The organism is Antarcticimicrobium luteum, from assembly GCF_004358185.1.
Lineage (GTDB): Bacteria > Pseudomonadota > Alphaproteobacteria > Rhodobacterales > Rhodobacteraceae > Antarcticimicrobium > Antarcticimicrobium luteum.
This window is the reverse complement of the sequence record NZ_SMUV01000069.1, coordinates 52,743-72,068: the sequence shown is the minus strand read 5'-3', so window position 1 is coordinate 72,068 and position 19,326 is coordinate 52,743. Positions and strand designations below refer to the sequence as shown.

General features: G+C 66.3%; 22 protein-coding genes. 10 read left to right on the top strand and 12 right to left on the bottom strand.

The window, feature by feature from the left end; all coding sequences use genetic code 11:
* Positions 1 to 117 precede the first annotated feature (117 nt).
* The 9 genes from E1832_RS14235 to E1832_RS14195 all read left to right on the top strand — a co-directional run bounded on the left by E1832_RS14235 (position 118) and on the right by E1832_RS14195 (position 7,903).
* Positions 118 to 903, top strand: a complete 786-nt coding sequence (locus tag E1832_RS14235; protein ID WP_133360432.1) for a transporter substrate-binding domain-containing protein — start codon at positions 118 to 120, stop codon at positions 901 to 903.
* An 82-nt stretch (positions 904 to 985) separates the two neighbouring features.
* Positions 986 to 1,777, top strand: a complete 792-nt coding sequence (locus E1832_RS14230; protein WP_165978900.1) for a creatininase family protein — start codon at positions 986 to 988, stop codon at positions 1,775 to 1,777.
* Positions 1,778 to 1,793: 16 nt separating this feature from the next.
* Complete coding sequence (locus E1832_RS14225) at positions 1,794 to 2,441, top strand: amino acid ABC transporter permease (RefSeq protein ID WP_133360430.1); 648 nt, start codon at positions 1,794 to 1,796, stop codon at positions 2,439 to 2,441.
* Between the two features lie 26 nt (positions 2,442 to 2,467).
* The gene (locus E1832_RS14220) at positions 2,468 to 3,124 is read left to right on the top strand and encodes an amino acid ABC transporter permease (RefSeq protein ID WP_133360429.1); all 657 of its coding nucleotides are present in this window, start codon (positions 2,468 to 2,470) and stop codon (positions 3,122 to 3,124) included.
* 21 nt (positions 3,125 to 3,145) lie between these two features.
* On the top strand, positions 3,146 to 3,919 hold the full coding sequence (locus tag E1832_RS14215; RefSeq protein WP_133360428.1) for an amino acid ABC transporter ATP-binding protein: 774 nt from the start codon (positions 3,146 to 3,148) through the stop codon (positions 3,917 to 3,919).
* A gap of 5 nt (positions 3,920 to 3,924) precedes the next feature.
* Positions 3,925 to 5,259, top strand: coding sequence for an aminotransferase family protein (locus E1832_RS14210; protein WP_245513998.1), 1,335 nt, complete (start codon positions 3,925 to 3,927; stop codon positions 5,257 to 5,259).
* On the top strand, positions 5,256 to 5,951 hold the full coding sequence (locus tag E1832_RS14205; RefSeq protein WP_133360426.1) for a CoA transferase subunit A: 696 nt from the start codon (positions 5,256 to 5,258) through the stop codon (positions 5,949 to 5,951). Before E1832_RS14210 ends, E1832_RS14205 begins: the two co-directional genes overlap by 4 nt.
* The gene (locus tag E1832_RS14200; RefSeq protein ID WP_245513997.1) at positions 5,938 to 6,591 is read left to right on the top strand and encodes a 3-oxoacid CoA-transferase subunit B; all 654 of its coding nucleotides are present in this window, start codon (positions 5,938 to 5,940) and stop codon (positions 6,589 to 6,591) included. The genes E1832_RS14205 and E1832_RS14200 overlap by 14 nt, the downstream gene beginning before the upstream one ends.
* A gap of 16 nt (positions 6,592 to 6,607) precedes the next feature.
* A complete protein-coding gene (locus E1832_RS14195) occupies positions 6,608 to 7,903 on the top strand; it encodes an ArgE/DapE family deacylase (protein ID WP_133360425.1) in 1,296 nt (431 codons plus the stop codon).
* Positions 7,904 to 7,932: 29 nt separating this feature from the next.
* Here E1832_RS14195 and ureG read toward each other — a convergent pair whose 3' ends face one another.
* The 12 genes from ureG to ctaA form a co-directional block, all read right to left on the bottom strand.
* A complete protein-coding gene (gene ureG, locus E1832_RS14190) occupies positions 7,933 to 8,568 on the bottom strand; it encodes an urease accessory protein UreG (RefSeq protein ID WP_133360424.1) in 636 nt (211 codons plus the stop codon).
* Entirely contained in the window at positions 8,565 to 9,233 is a 669-nt protein-coding gene (locus E1832_RS14185) for an urease accessory protein UreF (protein ID WP_245513996.1), read from the bottom strand. The genes ureG and E1832_RS14185 overlap by 4 nt, the downstream gene beginning before the upstream one ends.
* Positions 9,202 to 9,675 carry an urease accessory protein UreE gene (locus tag E1832_RS14180; RefSeq protein WP_133360423.1) on the bottom strand — a complete coding sequence of 158 codons (474 nt, stop codon included), beginning with the start codon at positions 9,673 to 9,675 and terminating at the stop codon, positions 9,202 to 9,204. The genes E1832_RS14185 and E1832_RS14180 overlap by 32 nt, the downstream gene beginning before the upstream one ends.
* A gap of 80 nt (positions 9,676 to 9,755) precedes the next feature.
* Positions 9,756 to 11,516 (bottom strand): urease subunit alpha, encoded by a 1,761-nt coding sequence (gene ureC, locus E1832_RS14175; protein ID WP_133360422.1) that lies wholly within the window; start codon positions 11,514 to 11,516, stop codon positions 9,756 to 9,758.
* A gap of 13 nt (positions 11,517 to 11,529) precedes the next feature.
* The gene (locus tag E1832_RS14170) at positions 11,530 to 12,021 is read right to left on the bottom strand and encodes a GFA family protein (RefSeq protein WP_133360421.1); all 492 of its coding nucleotides are present in this window, start codon (positions 12,019 to 12,021) and stop codon (positions 11,530 to 11,532) included.
* Between the two features lie 106 nt (positions 12,022 to 12,127).
* The gene (locus tag E1832_RS14165; protein ID WP_133360420.1) at positions 12,128 to 12,433 is read right to left on the bottom strand and encodes an urease subunit beta; all 306 of its coding nucleotides are present in this window, start codon (positions 12,431 to 12,433) and stop codon (positions 12,128 to 12,130) included.
* Positions 12,430 to 12,603, bottom strand: coding sequence for a hypothetical protein (locus E1832_RS22560; RefSeq protein WP_165978898.1), 174 nt, complete (start codon positions 12,601 to 12,603; stop codon positions 12,430 to 12,432). Before E1832_RS22560 ends, E1832_RS14165 begins: the two co-directional genes overlap by 4 nt.
* 59 nt (positions 12,604 to 12,662) lie before the next feature.
* The gene (locus tag E1832_RS14160; protein WP_133360419.1) at positions 12,663 to 12,965 is read right to left on the bottom strand and encodes an urease subunit gamma; all 303 of its coding nucleotides are present in this window, start codon (positions 12,963 to 12,965) and stop codon (positions 12,663 to 12,665) included.
* A 4-nt stretch (positions 12,966 to 12,969) separates the two neighbouring features.
* Positions 12,970 to 13,803: an urease accessory protein UreD gene (locus E1832_RS14155; protein WP_133360418.1), complete on the bottom strand. Its 834-nt coding sequence runs from the start codon at positions 13,801 to 13,803 to the stop codon at positions 12,970 to 12,972.
* A 165-nt stretch (positions 13,804 to 13,968) separates the two neighbouring features.
* Entirely contained in the window at positions 13,969 to 15,576 is a 1,608-nt protein-coding gene (gene glpD / locus E1832_RS14150; RefSeq protein WP_245513995.1) for a glycerol-3-phosphate dehydrogenase, read from the bottom strand.
* A gap of 168 nt (positions 15,577 to 15,744) precedes the next feature.
* A complete protein-coding gene (locus tag E1832_RS14145; protein ID WP_133360417.1) occupies positions 15,745 to 17,220 on the bottom strand; it encodes a carboxypeptidase M32 in 1,476 nt (491 codons plus the stop codon).
* A 3-nt stretch (positions 17,221 to 17,223) separates the two neighbouring features.
* Positions 17,224 to 18,375, bottom strand: a complete 1,152-nt coding sequence (gene ctaA, locus E1832_RS14140) for a heme A synthase (RefSeq protein ID WP_133360416.1) — start codon at positions 18,373 to 18,375, stop codon at positions 17,224 to 17,226.
* Positions 18,376 to 18,638: 263 nt separating this feature from the next.
* Here ctaA and E1832_RS14135 point away from each other — a divergent pair, with 263 nt between their 5' ends.
* Positions 18,639 to 19,253, top strand: a complete 615-nt coding sequence (locus tag E1832_RS14135) for an SH3 domain-containing protein (protein WP_133360415.1) — start codon at positions 18,639 to 18,641, stop codon at positions 19,251 to 19,253.
* Positions 19,254 to 19,326: the final 73 nt, after the last annotated feature.

Here is a 19,326-nt window from a genome sequence, read left to right as displayed (position 1 = left end):
CTATTTGCTTTATGTGAAGCCCCCATGCAAGCCTTTTGCAAGGCAGCGGTCATACGCGGGCTCACAGTCCCGGCCCGCAGCCGCGCAAGGATACAAAAGCAAAATCGGGAGAAGAAGATGACCAACCGCAGAACTTTGATCAAGACGACTCTGGCCGCCAGCGCGCTGATGCTGGCCGGGCTCGGGACGACCGGCGCGGCCATGGCCGAGGAGCTGGACACCATCAAGGAAAAGGGCGTGATCCGCATCGCCATGAGCGGCGCCTACCCGCCGTTCAACTTTGTCAACGAACAGAACGAAGTGGTCGGCTTCGACCCGGCCATCGGCACCGAGATCGCCAAGCGCATGGGCCTCGAGGTCGAAATCATCACCACCGCCTGGGATGGCATCATCGGCGGCCTTCTGGCCAACAAGTACGACGCCATCGTCGGCTCGATGTCGATCACCGAGGAACGTGACAAGGTGGTGGATTTCGTCGGCCCCTACTACACCACCAAGCGCGCGGTGTTCACCAAGCCCGGCAGCGGCATCACCAGCGTGTCGCAACTGGGCGACGTCAAGGTCGGCGTGACCCTGGGCGAAACGCACGAGGAATGGGCCAAGGATCTGGGCTACAACGTCAGCACCTACAAGGGGCTGCCCGAGCTTCTGCTCGAACTGGACAACGGCCGCGTCGACGTGATCGTCAACGACTCGATCGCGGCGATCCTCGCGATGACCGAAAAGGGCCAGGAATTCGCAATTCTCGACGATCTTGAAACCGACGCGATCGGCGCCGGTATCGCGATCCGCGAAGGCAACCCCAAACTCGCCGCCGCGATGCAGGAGGCCCTCGATTCGATGATGGAAGACGGCACCTATGTCGCGATCGCCGAAAAGTGGATCGGCGCCGACATCCGCTGAGGCGGGTACGGAAAATACGGAAAACCGGGTCCGCCGTGCGCGGCGGACCCCACAAAAAACGACGGAATTTGCAGGGGCTCTCATGACAACGGACTACGGGAAACTCACCTGGGAAGAGGTCCGCGATGCGGACAAGGACCGCGTTGTCATCCTCAACGTCTCGGCGACCGAGGATCACGGCCCGCATATGCCGCTCGACACCGATACGGTGCTGGGCATGGCGGTGGCTAATGGCGTGGCAGAGGCCGCCCCGGACGAGGTCTTCGTGATGCCGCCGGTCCCCTATGGGTTCAACGAGCATCACAAGGATTTCCCGGGCGTGATCTGGATCCAGCCGGAAACCCTGATCGCCTTTGTCACCGACATCACCAAATCGCTCGCCCATCACGGCTTTCGCCGCATCCTGCTGCTGAACTCGCATGGATCGAACCACCCGGTTCTGGATCTGGCGGCGCGCAAGACGGTGATCGAGACCGGGATCATCTGCGTCTCGGCCTCCTACTGGAACCTCTGCGCCGACCGGGTGAACGAAATCCGCAAATCCGAGGTTGGCGGTATCGCCCACGCGGGCGAGTTCGAGGCGGCGATGTACATGCATCTGCAGCCCGAGCACGTGGATCTCAGCAAGGCCGCCAATCAGAACCTGCACGATCCGAATACGAAATTCTTCAACCTCGATCTGGCCAAGGGCGGCGGCAAGGCGATGCTGATGCGCTGGTGGTCCGAGGCCTCGCCGGACGGTACCATGGGCGATCCGACCGTCGCCACGCCAGAGACCGGCGCGGCCTTTCTGCGCGCTGCCGTCGAGGAGACCACGGCGCTGGTGCGCGAGATCCGCGCGCTGCCGATTCTGACACGTACCGACCACCACTGACGCGGGGACAGGGCCAATGGACGTCGAACTGATGCTGAAGGTCTACCCGTTTTTCATAAAGGCGGCGTGGGTCACCATCGAACTTTCGATCCTGACGACGATCCTGGGCCTGATCTGCGGATCGCTCGGGGCCGCGGCGCGGCTGTCGCGCCTCAAGGTGCTGCGCTATGTCGGCGCCGCCTATGTCAGTTTCATCCGCGGCACGCCGGCGCTGATCCAGCTTTTCATCCTGTATTTCGGCGGCCCGCAGATCGGCATCCAGCTCGATGCCTTCGAGGCCGGTGTGATCGGGCTGGGTGTCAATATCGGCGCCTATATGACCGAAACGATCCGCGGCGCCATCATCGCCATCGACAAGGGCCAGGTCGAGGCCGCCCGCACCCTGGGGATGAGCCGGCTGCAAACCTTCCGCAAGGTGGTGCTGCCGCAGGCGATGCGGCTGATGATCCGCCCGCTGGGGGTGAACATCAACGCGCTGATCAAGGGCACCGCGCTGGTCGCCGCGATCTCGGTGGTGGAACTGACCTATACCGCGCAGCGTTATATCGGCTCGACCTACAAACCGTTCGAGATGTTCCTGATATCGGGCCTTCTCTACATGATCATCATCTATGTCACCGGCCGCGCCGTCGCATGGCTCGACCGCAGGGCCAGGATCGTCTGATCCCGACAGGATAGGAGGAGCCCGCCATGGGCCTGGATTTCTCAGTTGTTCCCGACTACCTCGACGTGATCTTTCTGGGCGCGTTGTGGACCATCGCGATCACGGTGGGCGCCGCGCTGCTCAGTTTCTTCGGCGGCATCTTCTTTGCCGTGATCGCACTCTATGCGCCGATTCTGATACGGCTGCCGTTCCGCGGCTTCGAGTGGCTGTTCATGGGCACGCCGCTGCTGCTGCAACTGTTCCTGATCTACTTCGGGCTGGTGCAGATCGGCATCGACCTGCCGGCCTTTGTCGCCGGGGTGATCGGGTTGGGACTGCATTTCGCGGTCTACAATTCCGAACTGATCCAGACTGCCATCGTAGCCGTCGACAGGGGCCAGATGGAGGCCGCCCGAACGCTGGGCCTGAGCCGGGGACAGGCGCTGCGCAAGGTGGTGGTCCCGCAGGCGGTGCGCGACGTGATCCCGCCGATCGGGAACAACATGATCGCGCTGCTGAAGGACTCCGCGCTGGTCTCGGTGATCGGGGTGACCGAGCTGACGCTGTCGGCCCAGCTGGCCATCGGCCGCACCTACCGCCCGTTCGAATTCTACGTGATCGCGGCGCTGTTCTACTACGTCATCAACCTCGGCATGGAGGCTGTGCTGCGGCGGATCGAACGCCGGATTCAGGCCGCCCGCTGACCGCGAAGGGAGAAAATGGACATGAGTGACGAGAAACCCTTTGTGGACATCCGCCACGCCCAGAAAAGCTATGGCGCGCTGGAGGTGTTGAAGGACATCAGCCTCAAGGTGAACCGCGGCGAGATCGTGGCGATCATCGGCCCCTCGGGCTCGGGCAAATCCACGCTCCTGCGGGCGATCAACGATCTCGATCCGCTGACCGGCGGCGAGGTCTGGCTGGAGGATACCCAGGTCAACAAGACCCTGCCGCACCGCCAGTACGAAAAGCACATCAACCAGGTCCGCCAGGACATCGGCATGGTTTTCCAGCACTTCAACCTGTTCCCGCATCTGACGGTGCGCGGCAACATCACGCTGGCGCCGAGGATGCTCAAGGGCCTCTCCGAGGAGGAGGCCAACAGGCTGGCCGAGGAACAACTCGACAAGGTCGGGATGCTTGAGCGGATCGATTATTACCCCTCGCAGCTCTCCGGCGGGCAGAAACAGCGCGTCGCCATCGCCCGGGCGCTGGCGATGAAACCCAAGGTGATGCTGTTCGACGAGGCGACCTCGGCGCTCGACCCCGAACTGGTCGAAGAGGTGAACCTGGTGATGAAGAAGCTCGCCGAAGAGCACATGACCATGATCATCGTCACCCACGAGATGGGCTTTGCCGAAAGCGTCTGCGACCGGGTTCTGTTCATGGATCAGGGCGTGGTCGTGGAAGAGGGGCCGCCCAGCGTGATCTTCCGCAATCCCGAAAGCGAACGCACCAAGAATTTCCTCCGCAAGCACCTGGCTTCAAACAAAGAATGACTGTGATGTCGCACCTCTTCTATCAATCGCGCCAGCCGCGACCCTTCCTCGACCACGGCGAGGGCATCTATCTGTACGATACCGAGGGTAAAACCTACATCGACGGCTCGTCCGGCGCGATGGTGTCCAATATCGGCCACTCGAACCCGCGCGTCCTTGCCGCGATGAAGGCGCAGATGGACAAGGCCACATTCGGCTATCGTCTGCACTTCCAGACCGAGGCGTCCGAGCGTCTGGCGGCGCAGACCGCCGCCCTGATGCCCAAGGGGCTGGACCGGGTGTTTTTCGTCTCCGGCGGGTCCGAGGCGGTGGAAAGCGCGATCAAACTGGCGCGGCAATATGCGCTGACGCAAGGCCAGGACAGCCGCTGGAAGGTGATCTCGCGCTATCCCTCCTATCACGGCTCGACGCTGGGTGCGCTGGCGCTGACCGGCTACGATCCGCTGTCGAAGCCCTTTGCGCCGATGATGCGCGCGATGCCCAAGATCGCCGCGCCCACCTGTTACCTCGACACCGACAACCTCGACGACGACCAGCGCGGGCTGAAATACGCCGAACTGCTGCGCGACAAGATCCTCGCCGAAGGGCCCGACAGCGTGCTCGCCTTCATCATGGAGCCGGTCGGCGGCGCCTCGACCGGAGCGCTGGTCGCGCCCGACAGTTATTACGCGCGCATCCGCGAGATCTGCGACGAGTTCGGCATCCTGCTGATCTATGACGAGGTGATGACGGGCGCCGGCCGCACCGGCAAGTTCATCGCCGCCGAACACTGGGGCATCACCCCCGATATCATCGCGCTGTCCAAGGGGTTTGCCGCCGGTTACGCGCCGCTGGGCGCAATGGTGGCGCGCGGCGACATGGTCGAGGCGGTGCTGGATGCCGGCGGTTTTCTGCATGGCTATACCTATGCGGGCAACCCGCTGGCCTGTGCCGCCGGCTGCGCCGTTCTGGACGAGATCGCCCGCAACGATCTGGTCGGCAATGCCGCCGCGATGGGCGATCTGCTAAAGGCGCGGCTGACCGGGCTGATGGACCGGTTCCCCTTCATCGGCGACGTGCGCGGGCTGGGGCTGCTGCTGGCCTTCGAGCTGGTCAGCGACCGCGACACCTTGGCGCCGCTGCCGAAGGAGCTGAACGCCTATACCCGGCTGGTCGATCTGGCCTATGAGCGCGGGCTGATCATCTATTCGCGCCGCACCCGGGGCGGCATCGAGGGCGATCACTTCATGGTGGCGCCGCCGCTGATCGTGAACGAGGCGCAGATCGGTGAAATCATGGCCACGCTGACCGACAGCCTCGAGGCGATGGCGCGCGAGATGGCACTGCCGGTGCGTGCATGACCACCCTGCCCGACAAGACCACGGCGATGGAACAGGCCGTTGCCGCGATTCCGGACGGGGCGACGGTGATGCTGGGCGGCTTCGGCGTGCCCGGCACGCCGTTCACGCTGATCCACGAGCTGGTGCGGCAGGGCAAGCGCGGGCTGACCGTGATCAAGAACGACGCCAACGAACAGGGGATGGGCGTCGATCACCTGCTGGCGGCCGGATTGGTGGAAAAGCTGATCACCACCCATATCGGCCTCAACCCCCGGGCGGTGGCGATGTTCAACGCGGGGGAGCTGGAGGTGGAATTCTGCGCCCAGGGCATCCTTGCCGAACGTGTCCGCGCCGGCGGTGCGGGGTTGAGCGGGATCCTGACAGACATCGGCATGGAGACCGAACTGGCCCGCGGCAAGCAGGTGGTCGAGGTCGATGGCCGCCCCGCCCTGTTGGAACGGGCGCTGCGCGCCGATGCGGCGCTGATCCATGCGGACCGGGCCGACGCCTTCGGCAATCTGGCCTATGCCGCCACCGCGCGGAACTTCAACCCGATGATGGCGATGGCCGCCAATCTGGTGATCGCCGAGGCCGAGCGCGTGCTGCCGCTGGGCGGGCTGACACCCGATCAGGTGCACACCCCCGGCGCCTTTGTCGACCGCGTGGTCGAACTGCAATCCATTTCCGAGGAGTATGGCGTTGTCCGACGCTAAGGCCCGCATGATCGCCCGCGCCGCGCAGGAAATCGCGCCGGGCATGGTGGTCAATCTCGGTATCGGCCTGCCGACAAAGGTGGTCGATCACCTGCCCTCCGGCTTTCCCTTCTGCCTGCATACCGAAAACGGCATGACCGGGATTGGCCCCAGCCTGCCGCCCGAGCGCGCCGACCGCAACCTGATCGACGCCGGCGGCGCCTATGTCTCGCCAATCCCCGGCAGCGCCTATTTCGACAGCGGCACCTCGTTTGCGCTGGTGCGCAGCGGTCGGCTGGACCTGACCATGCTGGGCGCCTTCGAGGTGGCCCAGAGCGGCGATCTGGCCAACTGGAAGATTCCCGGCCGGTTCTCGCCCGGCGCGGGCGGCGCGATCGAGCTGGCGCAAAAGGCGCGCCGGGTGGTGGTGCTGACCACCCACACCGACCGCACCGGACAGCCCAAGCTTTTAGAGGCTTGCACCCTGCCGCTGACCGCGCGAGGCTGCGTCGATCGCATCTTTACCGACATGGCGGTGATCGACGTGACCCCCGACGGCTTTGCCCTGCGCGAGATCGCCGAGGGGCTTGAGGTCGATCAGGTAATCGCCGCCACCGGCGCGCCGCTGACCCTGCCCGGGGGCGAATTGCCCCGTTTCTGAAGGACCACGAGAGACCATGGACGCATCCACCCGCACCCGCATTCTCAGCGCCGTCGACGATCTGTTCGAGGTCGAGACGCAGTTCCTGTCCGAGTTGACCGCCCATCCCTCGACCCGCGGCAACGAGCAGAGCGCGCAGGACTTCATGGCGAAGGAACTGGCGGAGCGCGGGATGGACGTGGACCGCTGGCAGATCGACGTGAACGACATTTGCGATATGCCCGGGTTTTCCCCGGTGATCGGCAATTACGAGGACGCGGTGAACGTGGTGGGCAGCCACCGCTCGGCCACCGGGAAGGGCCGCTCGCTGATCCTCAACGGCCATATCGACGTGGTGCCCGAGGGGCCGCTCGACATGTGGGACACGCCGCCGTTTGAGCCGCGCGTGGACGACGGTTGGATGTACGGGCGCGGCGCCGGCGACATGAAGGCGGGGCTGGCCTCGAACCTCTTTGCGCTGGACGCGCTGCGCGCATGCGGGATGCAGCCGGCGGCGGATGTGTTCTTCCAGTCGGTGGTCGAGGAGGAATGCACCGGAAACGGCGCGCTGGCCTGTCTGCAACGCGGCTATCGCGCCGATGCCGCGCTGATCCCCGAACCCTTTGCCGAGTCGCTCGTGACCGCGCAACTCGGGGTGATCTGGTTTCAGGTGCATCTGAAGGGGCTGCCGACACATGTGGCCTATGCGGGCAGCGGATCGAACGCCATCGAGGCGGCGATCCCGCTGATCGCGGCGCTGCACGAGATGGAGCACCGCTGGAACGCGCCGGAACGCCGGCACGCGGATTACGCCCATCACGATCACGCGCTGAACCTCAATGTCGGCAAGTTCCAGGGCGGCGACTGGGCCAGTTCGGTGCCCGCATGGTGCGTCTTTGACGTCCGTATGGGGCTGTTTCCCGGCCAGGACATCGAGACCGCCAAGGAAGAAATCGAGGCGGTGCTGCGGCAGGCCGCGCGCGAACATGCCTTTTTGCGCAACAACACGCCCGAGATCGTCTATCACGGCTTTCACGCCGAGGGCTATGCGCTGTCGCAGGACACCAGCGCGCGCGCCGGCCAGGCGATCGGCGCGCTCGAGGGGGCCCATCAGGCGGTGACCGATACCACGCTCGACAAGGCGGCAATCACCGCCACCACGGACGCGCGGTTCTTCGGCCTCTATGCGGATACCCCTGCGCTGGTCTATGGACCGAAGGCCGAGGCGATCCACGGGTTCAACGAACGGGTCGATCTGGACAGCGTGCGGCGGGTGACCCAGACCACCGCGCTGTTCATCGCCGACTGGTGCGGGCTGGAACCGGCGGGCTGAGCGCCCGCCCCGACACCGCCGTCCCAGCCCTATCCTGCAACGCGCTCCAGCGCCGGCAGACCGGCCAGATCAAGGATCTGACCGACAATCTCGTCCACCCCGCGCGCCCGTGACAGCGCTGCAAAGACGAAGGGCCGCCCGCGGCGCATCCTTTCCGCGTCCCGTGCCATCACCTCCAGCGAGGCGCCCACATAGGGGGCCAGATCGGTCTTGTTGATCACCAGCAGGTCCGAGCGGGTGATCGCCGGGCCGCCCTTGCGGGGGATTTCCTCGCCCGCAGCCACGTCGATCACATAGAGTGTCAGGTCCGCCAGTTCCGGGCTGAACGTGGCCGAGAGATTGTCGCCACCGGATTCGATCAGCACGATTTCCAGATCCGAGTGCCGCGCCTGCATCTCGGCCACGGCGGCCAGGTTGATGCTGGCGTCCTCGCGGATCGCGGTATGCGGGCAGCCGCCGGTCTCGACCCCGATGATGCGGTCGGCGGGCAGGATCTGCATCCGCATCAGCGCCTCGGCGTCCTCCTGGGTGTAGATGTCGTTGGTGATCACGCCGATCGAATAATGATCCTTCAGCACCTCGGCGAGGCGGGCGGTCAGCGTGGTCTTGCCGGCGCCGACCGGGCCGCCGATGCCGATGCGAAGCGGGCCGTTCATCTGGGTCATGACTGGAATATCCTCGGCTCCAGGGTTTCGTGGGTCATCGCCGCCACGTCCGACAGAAAGGCGGTCGAGGCGATATCGTCCAGATCCGCGGTCGCCGTGGCCTCGGCCACAGCGGCGCAAAGCGGCGTCAGCCCGGCCAGCACCCGCTGCGCGGCGGTCTGGCCCATCGGCATCAACCGCTGCGCCGCCGCGACGAGGTTGCCCGCAAAGGCATGCAGATAGAGCGCGGCGACCGGGCCCGGCGCCATCCCCATCAGCCGTGCCGCCCGCCCCAGGGCCAGCGGCAGCAGCAGATCGGGCAGATCGAGGCCCCAGACCTCGCCCGTGGTGCGGGCAAAGGCCGCGCCCTGCCGCGCGCCCTCGCGCAGGCGTTCGCGGGCTGGGGCAAAGGCGCGCGCCTCATCGTCCAGCGCCATCAGATCATCACCATCCGCGCAGCGGTGCGCCAGGTGCAGCCAGATCGCGTCCGCCCGCCCCGAACCATGCTCAAGAACATCCTCGAGCCAGGTTTCGAGGCCGCCGGCATCGGCGATCCAGCCCGCGCGCACCGCGCTTTCCAGCCCGTGGGAATAAGCAAATCCCCCCACCGGATAGGCCGGCGACAGCCATTGCGCCAGCGTCAGAAGCTGCGCGTCATCCCGCATGGGCGCTGTGCCCGTGCTCATGGCTGTGGGTGCGGCCGTGGCCATAAGCGCCGCCCTCGGGCGTGAAGGCGCCCACCGCCTCGGTCACCTCTGCGCCCAGATGCTCCAGCATGTGTCGGATCACCGGATCGCGCTGGATCACCAGGCAATTCAGCTTGATCTGGCAGGGCGTGTGGCGGTTGCCGATATGCCAGGCCAGGCGCGGCAGGCTCTCGCCGGTGACGATCAGGATCTCCTCGCCGGCGGCGCGCACCTCGACCAGTGTGCCGTCACTCAGCACCAGCGCGTCGCCCTCCTCCAGCGAGGTCGTCTGCGGCAGATCGACGACAAAGGGGCGCCCTGCCCCGCTCACCAGCCGTTTGCGGCGCAGGAACCGGCCGTCGTAGTCGAGCAGGACGTTGTCCGCCGCGCCGGACCAGTCGCCCTTGCGATGCAGGTTTTGCGCCAGGGGTAAATCAGTCATCTCGGTCATCCTCGGTGTTGCAACGGGTGCGGGCGCGGTCCAGCGCGCCCATGCCTCGCCATGGCGCGCGGGACGCCATGTCAGAACAGGAAATACCGCTGCGCCATCGGCAGCACCTCGGCCGGCTGGCAGGTCAGCAACTCGCCATCGGCGCGCACGTCATAGGTTTCCGGGTCCACCTCGATATGCGGGGTGGCGTCGTTCAGCTTCATCGCAGACTTGCCGATACCGCGGGTGCCGCGCACCGCCACCGTGTCCTTGGCCAGCCCCAGCCGCGCACCGATGCCCGAGGCCAGCGCCGCATCCGAGACAAAGGTGACGGCGGAATTCTCGACACTGCGCCCATAGGCGCCGAACATCGGCCGCGAATAGACCGGCTGCGGCGTCGGGATCGAGGCGTTGGGATCGCCCATCTGCGCCATGGCGATTGTGCCGCCCAGCAGCACCATATCGGGTTTCACCCCGAAAAACGCCGGCGACCACAGCACAAGATCGGCGCGCTTGCCTTCCTCGATGCTGCCGATCTCCTGGCTCATTCCGTGGGCGATGGCCGGGTTGATGGTGTATTTTGCGATATAGCGGCGGACCCGCAGGTTGTCGTTGTCGCCGGTCTCTTCGGCCAGCCGCCCGCGCTGTTTCTTCATCTTGTCGGCGGTCTGCCAGGTGCGGATCAATACCTCGCCCACCCGTCCCATTGCCTGGCTGTCGCTGGCGATGATCGAAAACGCGCCCATGTCGTGCAGGATGTCCTCGGCCGCGATAGTCTCCCGGCGGATCCGGCTTTCGGCAAAGGCGACATCCTCGGGGATCGACTTGTCCAGGTGATGGCAGACCATCAGCATGTCCAGATGCTCTTCCAGCGTGTTCACCGTGAACGGACGCGTCGGGTTGGTCGAGGACGGCAGGACAAATTCCTCGCCGCAGATCTTGATGATGTCGGGCGCGTGGCCGCCGCCGGCCCCCTCGGTGTGAAAGGCGTGGATCGTGCGGCCCTTCATCGCAGCGACGGTGTTCTCGACAAAGCCGGATTCGTTGAGCGTGTCGGTGTGGATCATCACCTGCACGTCCATGTCGTCGGCGACCGAGAGACAGCAGTCGATCGCGCCCGGGGTGGTGCCCCAGTCCTCGTGCAGCTTCAGGGCGCAGGCGCCACCGATCACCTGTTCCTCCAGCGCCGCGGGGAGCGAGGCGTTGCCCTTGCCGGCAAAGGCCAGATTCATCGGAAAGGCATCGGCGGCCTGCAGCATCCGCCCCATATGCCAGGGCCCGGGGGTGCAGGTGGTGGCGAGCGTGCCATGCGCCGGGCCGGTGCCGCCGCCCAGCATGGTGGTCAGACCGGAATGCAGCGCATCCTCGATCTGCTGCGGACAGATGAAATGGATATGGCTGTCAAAACCGCCGGCGGTCAGGATCCTGCCCTCGCCGGCGATCACCTCGGTGCCGGGGCCGACGATGATATCGACGCCGGGCTGGGTGTCGGGGTTGCCGGCCTTGCCGATCTTGGCGATGCGCCCGGATTTCAGGCCCACGTCGGCCTTGTAGATGCCGGTCCAGTCCAGGATCAGCGCGTTGGTGATGACGGTATCGACGGCGCCGCCGGCGCGGGTCACCTGCGATTGCCCCATGCCGTCGCGGATCACCTTGCCGCCGCCGAACTTGACCTCTTCGCCGTAGGAGAGCGCGTTGACGCCGGTCCCGCCGCTGAGCGCGGCGCCGGCGCGCTCGGCAATCAGGTCACGCTCGACCTCGATGATCAGATCGGTGTCGGCCAGCCGCAGCCGGTCGCCCACGGTGGGGCCGAACATGGCGGCGTAGGAAGCGCGGGAAATCGTTGCGGGCATCCTCAGTTCTCCTTCAGTCGACCCAGAGGCCGTGCGTCTTGTGCCAGTCCGCGAGAGACAGTTCCGGATAGCCGGCGAAATGGATTTCCTCCGGCCCATCCGGCACCGGAACCCAGAGCGGTTTTTCGGCAAGAAAGATATGCACCCGTTCCGGCGCGCGCGGCAGATCGCTGTCCACGGCGCTGGCAAACGGGTGGACCAGATCCGGCCAGCCCGGATCAAAGACCCAAAGGGCGCTGCCGCAGCGTGTGCAGAAATGACGCTCTACGCTTGAGGTGCGGCAGACCCCGTCCCGCTCGATTTCGGCCCGGAACATGCCGACCGCGTCGCGGCCGCTGACCGTCAGGCTGTCCGCATTGGCCCCGAGATTGATCGCCGCCCCGCCGCCGCCGTCCGTCTTGCGGCAGATCGAGCAATAACAATGCTGATAGGGCACCGGCGTGTGACTCTCGACCAAGAAATGCACGGCGCCGCACCGGCAGGATCCTTCCAGTTTCAGTGGCATTGCCGGTCCTCCTCAGTCTTGGCTGCCGCGCGGGGTCAAACGCGGTCAATTCGGTTGCGCTCTGTCTTCGATTCGGCCGCAGACCCCTGCGTACCGACACCGGGCGTCAGAGATCTCCCATCACCTTCTGATTGAACCCGAAGATCCGCCGCGCCCCGGAGACCGGGATCAGGTTGACCTCGCGGCGCTGGCCCGGCTCGAACCGCACCGCGGTGCCGGCGGCGATGTCCAGCCGCATGCCCCGTGCCGCGTCGCGGTCGAACGACAGCGCCGGGTTGGCCTCGGCAAAGTGGTAATGGCTGCCCACCTGAACCGGACGGTCGCCGGTATTGGCCACCATCAGGGTGATCGCCTCACGGTCCGCGTTGAGAGTCAGCGTGCCCTCGGCTGGGAACAGCTCGCCCGGGATCACCTGTTGCGCACCCGCACCAGGGCGCCCAGGCCGACCGCCGCGGCGATCGTCGCCAGACCCAGCATCAGCGGCAGCGCATCGGTTTCATGCACGTGAAGGCGCTCGCCCACATGCGCCAGGGCGGGGCTGGCCATCATGGCGGCGGCGGCGACAAGGTAAAATGCTTTCATCACAGGATCCTTTTCGGTTCGGAAGGAATGGGTGTCAGTCATGTCTGGTCAGCACAGGGTCAGCGGATCGGATCGTGCACCGTCACCAGCTTGGTGCCGTCGGGAAAGGTGGCCTCGACCTGCACCTCGTGAATCATCTCGGGGATCCCCTCCATGCACTGGTCGCGGGTGATGACCTGGGCGCCGGCCTCCATCATGTCGGCGACACTGCGCCCGTCGCGGGCGCCCTCGACCACCGCGTCGGTGATCAGCGCTATCGCCTCGGGATGGTTCAGCTTGACGCCGCGCGCCAGCCGTTTGCGGGCCACCTCGGCGGCCATCGCGATCAGCAGCTTGTCCTTCTCGCGCGGGGTCAGGTTCATCGTCTCACAGCCTCCAGGACGTTGGCAGGGTCTCGCCGCTCAGACGGTCGAGGATCGGCAGAAGGTGACGGCGCAGCTCGAACCCGTCGTGGGCGAGCAGGCGAACCGCCAGAAGATCGGGGTGCAGCAGGCTGGCGCCGCCGGTTTCGGGAAGCAGCGCGCGGACCTGATCCAGATGCGCCTCGGCGGCCGGGTCGATGAAGACAAGGCTCGCAATCGCGGCGCAGCCGCCGGCGATGCCGGGACGGGCCAGTTGGGCGGCCAGATCGCCCTCCAACCGTGTCGCATCGCGATAGAGCGGCCGGCCATCGCGCCGGATCTCGATCCGGTCGCGCAGCCGCGCCTGGTCCAGAACCTCGCCCATCGCGCCGCGCCCGAACAGCACCGGCTCCACCATCAAAAGCCGCGCATCGGCGGCAAGCTCGATACGCAGGCTGCGGTCCAGCGAGGCGCCGCGAAACAGGATCAGCTCCTGCGGCAGCCAGCTCAGCCGCGCGCCCGCCGCCGCCTCCAGCCGGGTCTCGACGCGGGCAACGCCGTCGCTGGCGCGATAGGCACGCTCGGCCGCCTGGGTGGTTAGGGTCAGATCCGTGTCCCGCCCGGCCCGCGCCCGGACGGCAATCCGGTCGCCGCCGGTCAGCCCGCCCGAACTGTTGATCATGATCGCCTCAAGCGCGCCGGCGCTGCGCGGAAACAACGCCTTCATCGCGCCCGAACAGCGGAACCCGTCGATCACGCTGCGCGCGTCCAGTCGTTTGGACGACAGATGCAGCGCGCCCTCGGCGCGCGGCTGAACCGGGCGCGCCAGCGGCATGTCGATCTGCGCGAGGGATGTCACGGGAAACCTCCGGGTCCAGGTCCTGATCACGATCCATGCACGGACCCCGACGCACAGACCATTACCGGGGTCCGCGACACGGCGCCCGCCCGGCTCATGTGATCATTTATAGGGCGGCTTTCACATCTTTGGTCAATTTTTCGGCGAAAAAAGAAATATCTCCTGTCACCCCGCGCCACCCTCCGCCGCGACCTCCTGCATCCAGCGGTCCAGCGCCGCGGTCTCATCGGCCGTCATCCGCAACCCCAGCTTGCTGCGCCGCCAGACCACATCCTCAGCTCGCCGGGCAAACTCGACGCGCATCAGCCAGCGGACCTCGCGCTCGGTCAGATCGGCGCCGAAATCGCGCCCCAGATCCAAGCGCGACCGCGCCGCGCCCAGCATCCCGTCCGCTTCGGTGCCATAGGCCCGGATCAGCCGCCTTGCCCAGCGATCGCTCAGAAAGGGATAGGCGGTGCGCAATTCCGCGATCAGCCGGTCGACATCGCCCACCGGGAAATCGCCGCCGGGCAACGGCACGCCGGCGGTCCAGTCGCCACCGAGCCCGGCAAAGACCGGCGCGATCTTTGCCAGCGCGGATTCGGCCAGACGACGATATGTGGTGATCTTGCCGCCAAATACGTCGAGCATCGGCGCGCCCGCGCGCCGGTCCAGCTTCAGCACATAGTCCCGCGTCGCCGCCGTGGCCGAGCTCGACCCGTCGTCATAAAGCGGCCGCACCCCGGAATAGGTCCAGACGATATCCTCGCGCGTCACCGGTGCCTTGAAATACTCCGAGGCGAAGGCCAGAAGATAGTCCTGCTCGGCCTCGGTGCAGACCGGGGCACGATCGGGGTCGTCGTGATCGGCATCCGTGGTGCCGATCAGGGTGAAATCCGTCTCATAGGGGATGGCAAAAATGATCCGCCCGTCCGTCCCCTGAAAGAAATAGCTTTTGTCGTGATCGAAAAGACGCCGGGTCACGATATGGCTGCCGCGCACCAGCCGCACCCGTTCGCGCGGTTCCAGATGGACGGTGTCGCGGATCACCGCGCCCACCCAGGGACCGGCGGCATTGACCAGCATCCGCGCCCGGATTGTCCGGGTCTCGCCGCGCGGCCGGTCCTCGATGGTCACCGTCCACAGGCCGTCCTCGACCCGGGCCCCGGTCACCTTGTTGCGGGTCAGGATGGTCGCGCCGCGCGCCGCCGCGTCGCGGGCGTTCAGCGCCACAAGGCGCGAATCCTCCACCCAGCAATCGGAATATTCGAACGCTTTCAGAAACTTGTCCTTGATCGCTCCACCGGCCGGATCGCGGCTCAGGTCCAGCGTGCGGGTGCCCGGCAGTATCTTTCGCCCGCCCAGGTGATCGTAAAGGAACAGTCCCAGCCGGATCAGCCAGGCCGGCCGCCGCCCCCGCATCCAGGGCATGAACAGGGTCAGCAGCCGCGAGGTCGGCGTACCCGCCTCGAACCGCATGTCGCGGTGCACCGGCAGGACAAAGCGCATCGGCCAGCTGATATGCGGCATCGCGCGCAGCAGCACCTCGCGTTCGCGCAGCGCCTCGCGCACCAGCCGCACCTCGAAGAATTCGAGATAGCGCAGCCCGCCATGGAACAGCTTGGTCGAGGCCGACGAGGTGGCCGAGGCCAGATCGCCCATTTCGGCCAGCGTCACCGACAGCCCGCGCCCGGCCGCGTCCCGCGCGATGCCGCACCCGTTGATGCCGCCGCCGATCACCAGAAGATCGACGGTTTCCTGATCCCTGGGCATATCCATTGCCAATCCGGTCATGTTCTGTTGCTCGTCCCGACGGGTTTAGGAGAGTTGGACGGTCAGGCAAAGACCTTTGCCCCCTGTGACCCGCCATTTGACCCATCCCGAAAGTAATTCGATTTAATGCCGAAAAAATCCGGTAAAACGGACATCCATTCAGAGCATGCCGACACCCAGCCCCCGGCGTCACACCCCGTAAAGCGCGGCGAATTTCGCCTCCAGATAGGTCAACAGCGGCTCCGGACCGGGCACCCTGCCGCTGGCCCGTTCGATCACCTCGGCGGGGCGGAAGAGGCCGCCGTGCCGTTGCACGTTGTCGCGCAGCCATGCGGTGGCGCCGCCGGTCTCCCCTCGGGCCAGCTGATCGTCCAGATCCGGCACCGCCTTGCGCAACGCCTCGTGCAGGCAACCGGCATAGACATTGCCGAGGCTGTAGGTCGGGAAGTACCCGAACAGCCCCACCGACCAGTGCACGTCCTGCAGACAGCCGTTCGACGGTCTGTCAACCGCATAGCCGAAATCGGCGCTGAACCGGTCGTTCCAGGCCGCCTCAAGATCGGCCACCTGCAGATCTCCGGCCATCAGCGCGCGCTCCAGATCGAAGCGCAGCATGATATGCAGGTTGTACTGCACCTCGTCCGCCTCGGTGCGGATATAGCCGTCGTGCACCCGGTTGACGGTCCGATAGAACTCGTCTTCGCTGTCGATGCCGAAGTCGCCGAAGCTGTCGCGCATCTGGCCGTAAAGCCAGCCGGTAAAGGCGCGCGAGCGGCCGAGCTGGTTCTCGTAGATCCGGCTCTGGCTTTCATGCACCCCCATCGACACCCCGCCGCCCAGGGGCGTCAGCAGATAGGCGTCGTCGATGTTCTGTTCGTAGCAGCCGTGGCCGACCTCATGGATGGTCGAATAGAAGCAGTTGAAAGGGTCGAGCTCGTTGGTCCGCGTGGTGATCCGCACATCATGGCCCGAGCCGGAGCTGAACGGATGCACCGCCTTGTCGACCCGTCCGTGGCGCATGTCATAGCCGAAGGTGACCGCCAGCTTGCGGGTCAGCTCCATCTGCATTTCGCTGGGGAAATGCCCGCTCAACGCCCTGGGCGGCTCTGCCGCCAGCACTGCTGCGCGCAGCGCCACCAGACGCGGGCGCATGGCGTCGAACATCGCGGCGAGTTCGGCCGCGGTCATCTCGGGTTCGTAATCGTCGACCATGGCGTCATAGACATCGCCGCCATTGGCAAGCGCCTTCCCCTCTTCGCGCTTGAGCGCGACGACCTCTTCCAGCACCGGCAGGAAGGCCGCCACATCCTCGTCCGCCCGCGCCTGCGCCCAGAGGCCCTGTGCCCGGCTGGTCACCCTGGCCAGCTTCGTGGCGAGATCGGCGGGGATCTTCATGGTGCGGGCATAGGTCTTGCGGATGTGGCGCATCTGCGCCTGCCCGACCTGATCCAGCGTGGCATCGTCGATCTGCGCCAGCCAATCGCCCATGCGCGGGTCGATCCGGCGGGCATGCAGCACGCCCTCGATCGCCGCCATCTCCTCGCCGCGCTGATCGGCGGCGCCGCGCGGCATCATCGTCTCCTGGTCCCAGCCCAGCCGGCCGGCGACCTGCGCCAGCGCCTGGGTGTCATGCTCGAACCGCATCAGGTCTTCATATGCGCTCATGGATCAGCCCTCGCGGATGGATCTGGGGATGGGATATTGTGACAGGAAACGCGCCCGGATGATCAGCACCCAGACCAGCACGGCGACAAGCTGATGGGTGAGCGCCGCATGGACCGGGGCGGCATAAAGCACGGTGACGATCCCCAGTGCCACCTGAACCAGCAGCGCCGCAAAGGCGGCGTTGAAGGCCAGCCGCGTCGCCGCATGGGCCGAGCGCCGCCCGCGCAGCCAGACCACCACGCCGAAGATCAGCAGCAGATAGCCGGAAACACGGTGGATGAACTGCACCAACCCCGGGTTTTCGAAGAAATTCTTCCACAGCGGCTCGATCATGAAGGGTTTGGGCGGGATCACCTGCCCCCCCATCAGCGGCCAGTCTGTATAGGATCGGCCGGCGTCGATCCCCGCCACCAGCGCCCCGAGCAGGATTTGCAGAAAGGCGAAATGCATCAGCCCGGTGGCCAGGCTGAACTGCTTTGCCTCGCGCCCGCGCCGTGCCTGCATCAGGTCGCGCTCCTCGCGGCCCAGCTGGAACACGTACCAGGCGATCAGCCCGAGGATGACAAAGGCGAGCCCCAGATGGGTGGCCAGCCGGTAAGAGGCAACCGAGGTCATCCCCTGCCCCTGGGTGACGCCCGAGGCGACCATCCACCAGCCGATGGCGCCCTGCAAACCGCCCAGCGCGCCGGGAATGATCAGTTTCCCGGTCCAGCCCTTGGGGATGCGCCGCGCGAGCAGGAAGCCGAAAAAGCCCAGCGCCCAGACCAGCCCGATCAGCCGGCCCAATTGCCGATGGCTCCATTCCCACCAGTAGATCGCCTTGAAATCCGCCAGCTCCATCCAGCGGTTCTGGATCTGCCACTGATCTATCTGCTTGTACTTGTCGAATTCGGCCTGCCAGTCGGCCTCGCTCATCGGCGGCACCGCGCCGGTGACCGGGCGCCATTCGGTGATGCTGAGGCCGCTGTCGGTCAGCCGGGTCAGTCCGCCCACCGCGATCATCGCCGCCACCAGCACAAAGATCACGATCAGCCAGGCGCGGATGCCCCTGCGCGCGCCGCGCCGGCCGCGGTCGATCGCGCCGGGTTGCGCCGCGCGATCCGCCGGGGCCTCCGCCGCGCCGACCTCTTCGAAAATGGAGCGTTTCACTGCCATGCCGTCGCCCTGCCTGCTGCTGTCCGTCACTGTGCACCCCATGTAGACCGGGCCGCCGGGCAGGACAATGCATTCGCACCGCCCCGGGGCGCAAGGCCGGTGCCTGCGCCGGCGACCCGATGCCGCGCCGGTCCGGCCCCGAAGCGATCGGCGAAAAGCGGCGCATGCGCGCATGCGCGCTGTTTCAGACCCGGCGCCTTCTGATATTCTGAAACCAGAAGGCGTCCGCGCGCGCTGCGGCCTAAAGGTCTGGGAGGGCCAATATGTTGCGTTCTGTCCTCGTCGCCCTGATCCTCGCCGCCGGGCTGGCGCTCAGCGCCAATGATGCCCGTGCCGATGCCTACCTCTTTGTCCGCGACGGCATTTACCTGAACGCGCGGATCGGCCCCGGCACCCGCTTTCGCACCCACCATGTACTGAGGCCGGGAACCCGGTTGCAGATCATCACCCGGGTCGGCGACTGGGCCCAGGTGCGCACCCCCGACGGGCTGATGCTCTGGGTGTTCTTCACCTATCTGGTCGACCGGCCGCTGTTCCGCCCGGCCCCGCCCGCGCCGCCCATCTTCATCCTGCCGCGGCCGCCACGTCCACGGGTGTTTCCCCCGCCGCCGCACTGGCATCAGCCGCCGCCGCACTGGCATCAGCCGCCCCCGCGCCCCCGTATCCACCCCCAGCCTCGGGTGCAGCCCCGGGTGCAACCTCATCCCAGGGTCCAGCCGAAACCGCAGCCACGGGTGCAGCCCCGGCCGCGCAAGCAGCCAAAGGTGCAGCGACCGACGACACCCAACCGGCCGAACCCGCCACAACAGCGCATCTATGATCCGAACGAGGTTCTCCGGGTAACCCCCGACGGCACCATCATCTACAAGGGTCGCTGAGGGCCGCCGATCCTGCACCGCCTCCAGCGCGGCGGCCGGGCCCGAACCCGGGCCCGAACCCGGGCCCGAACAC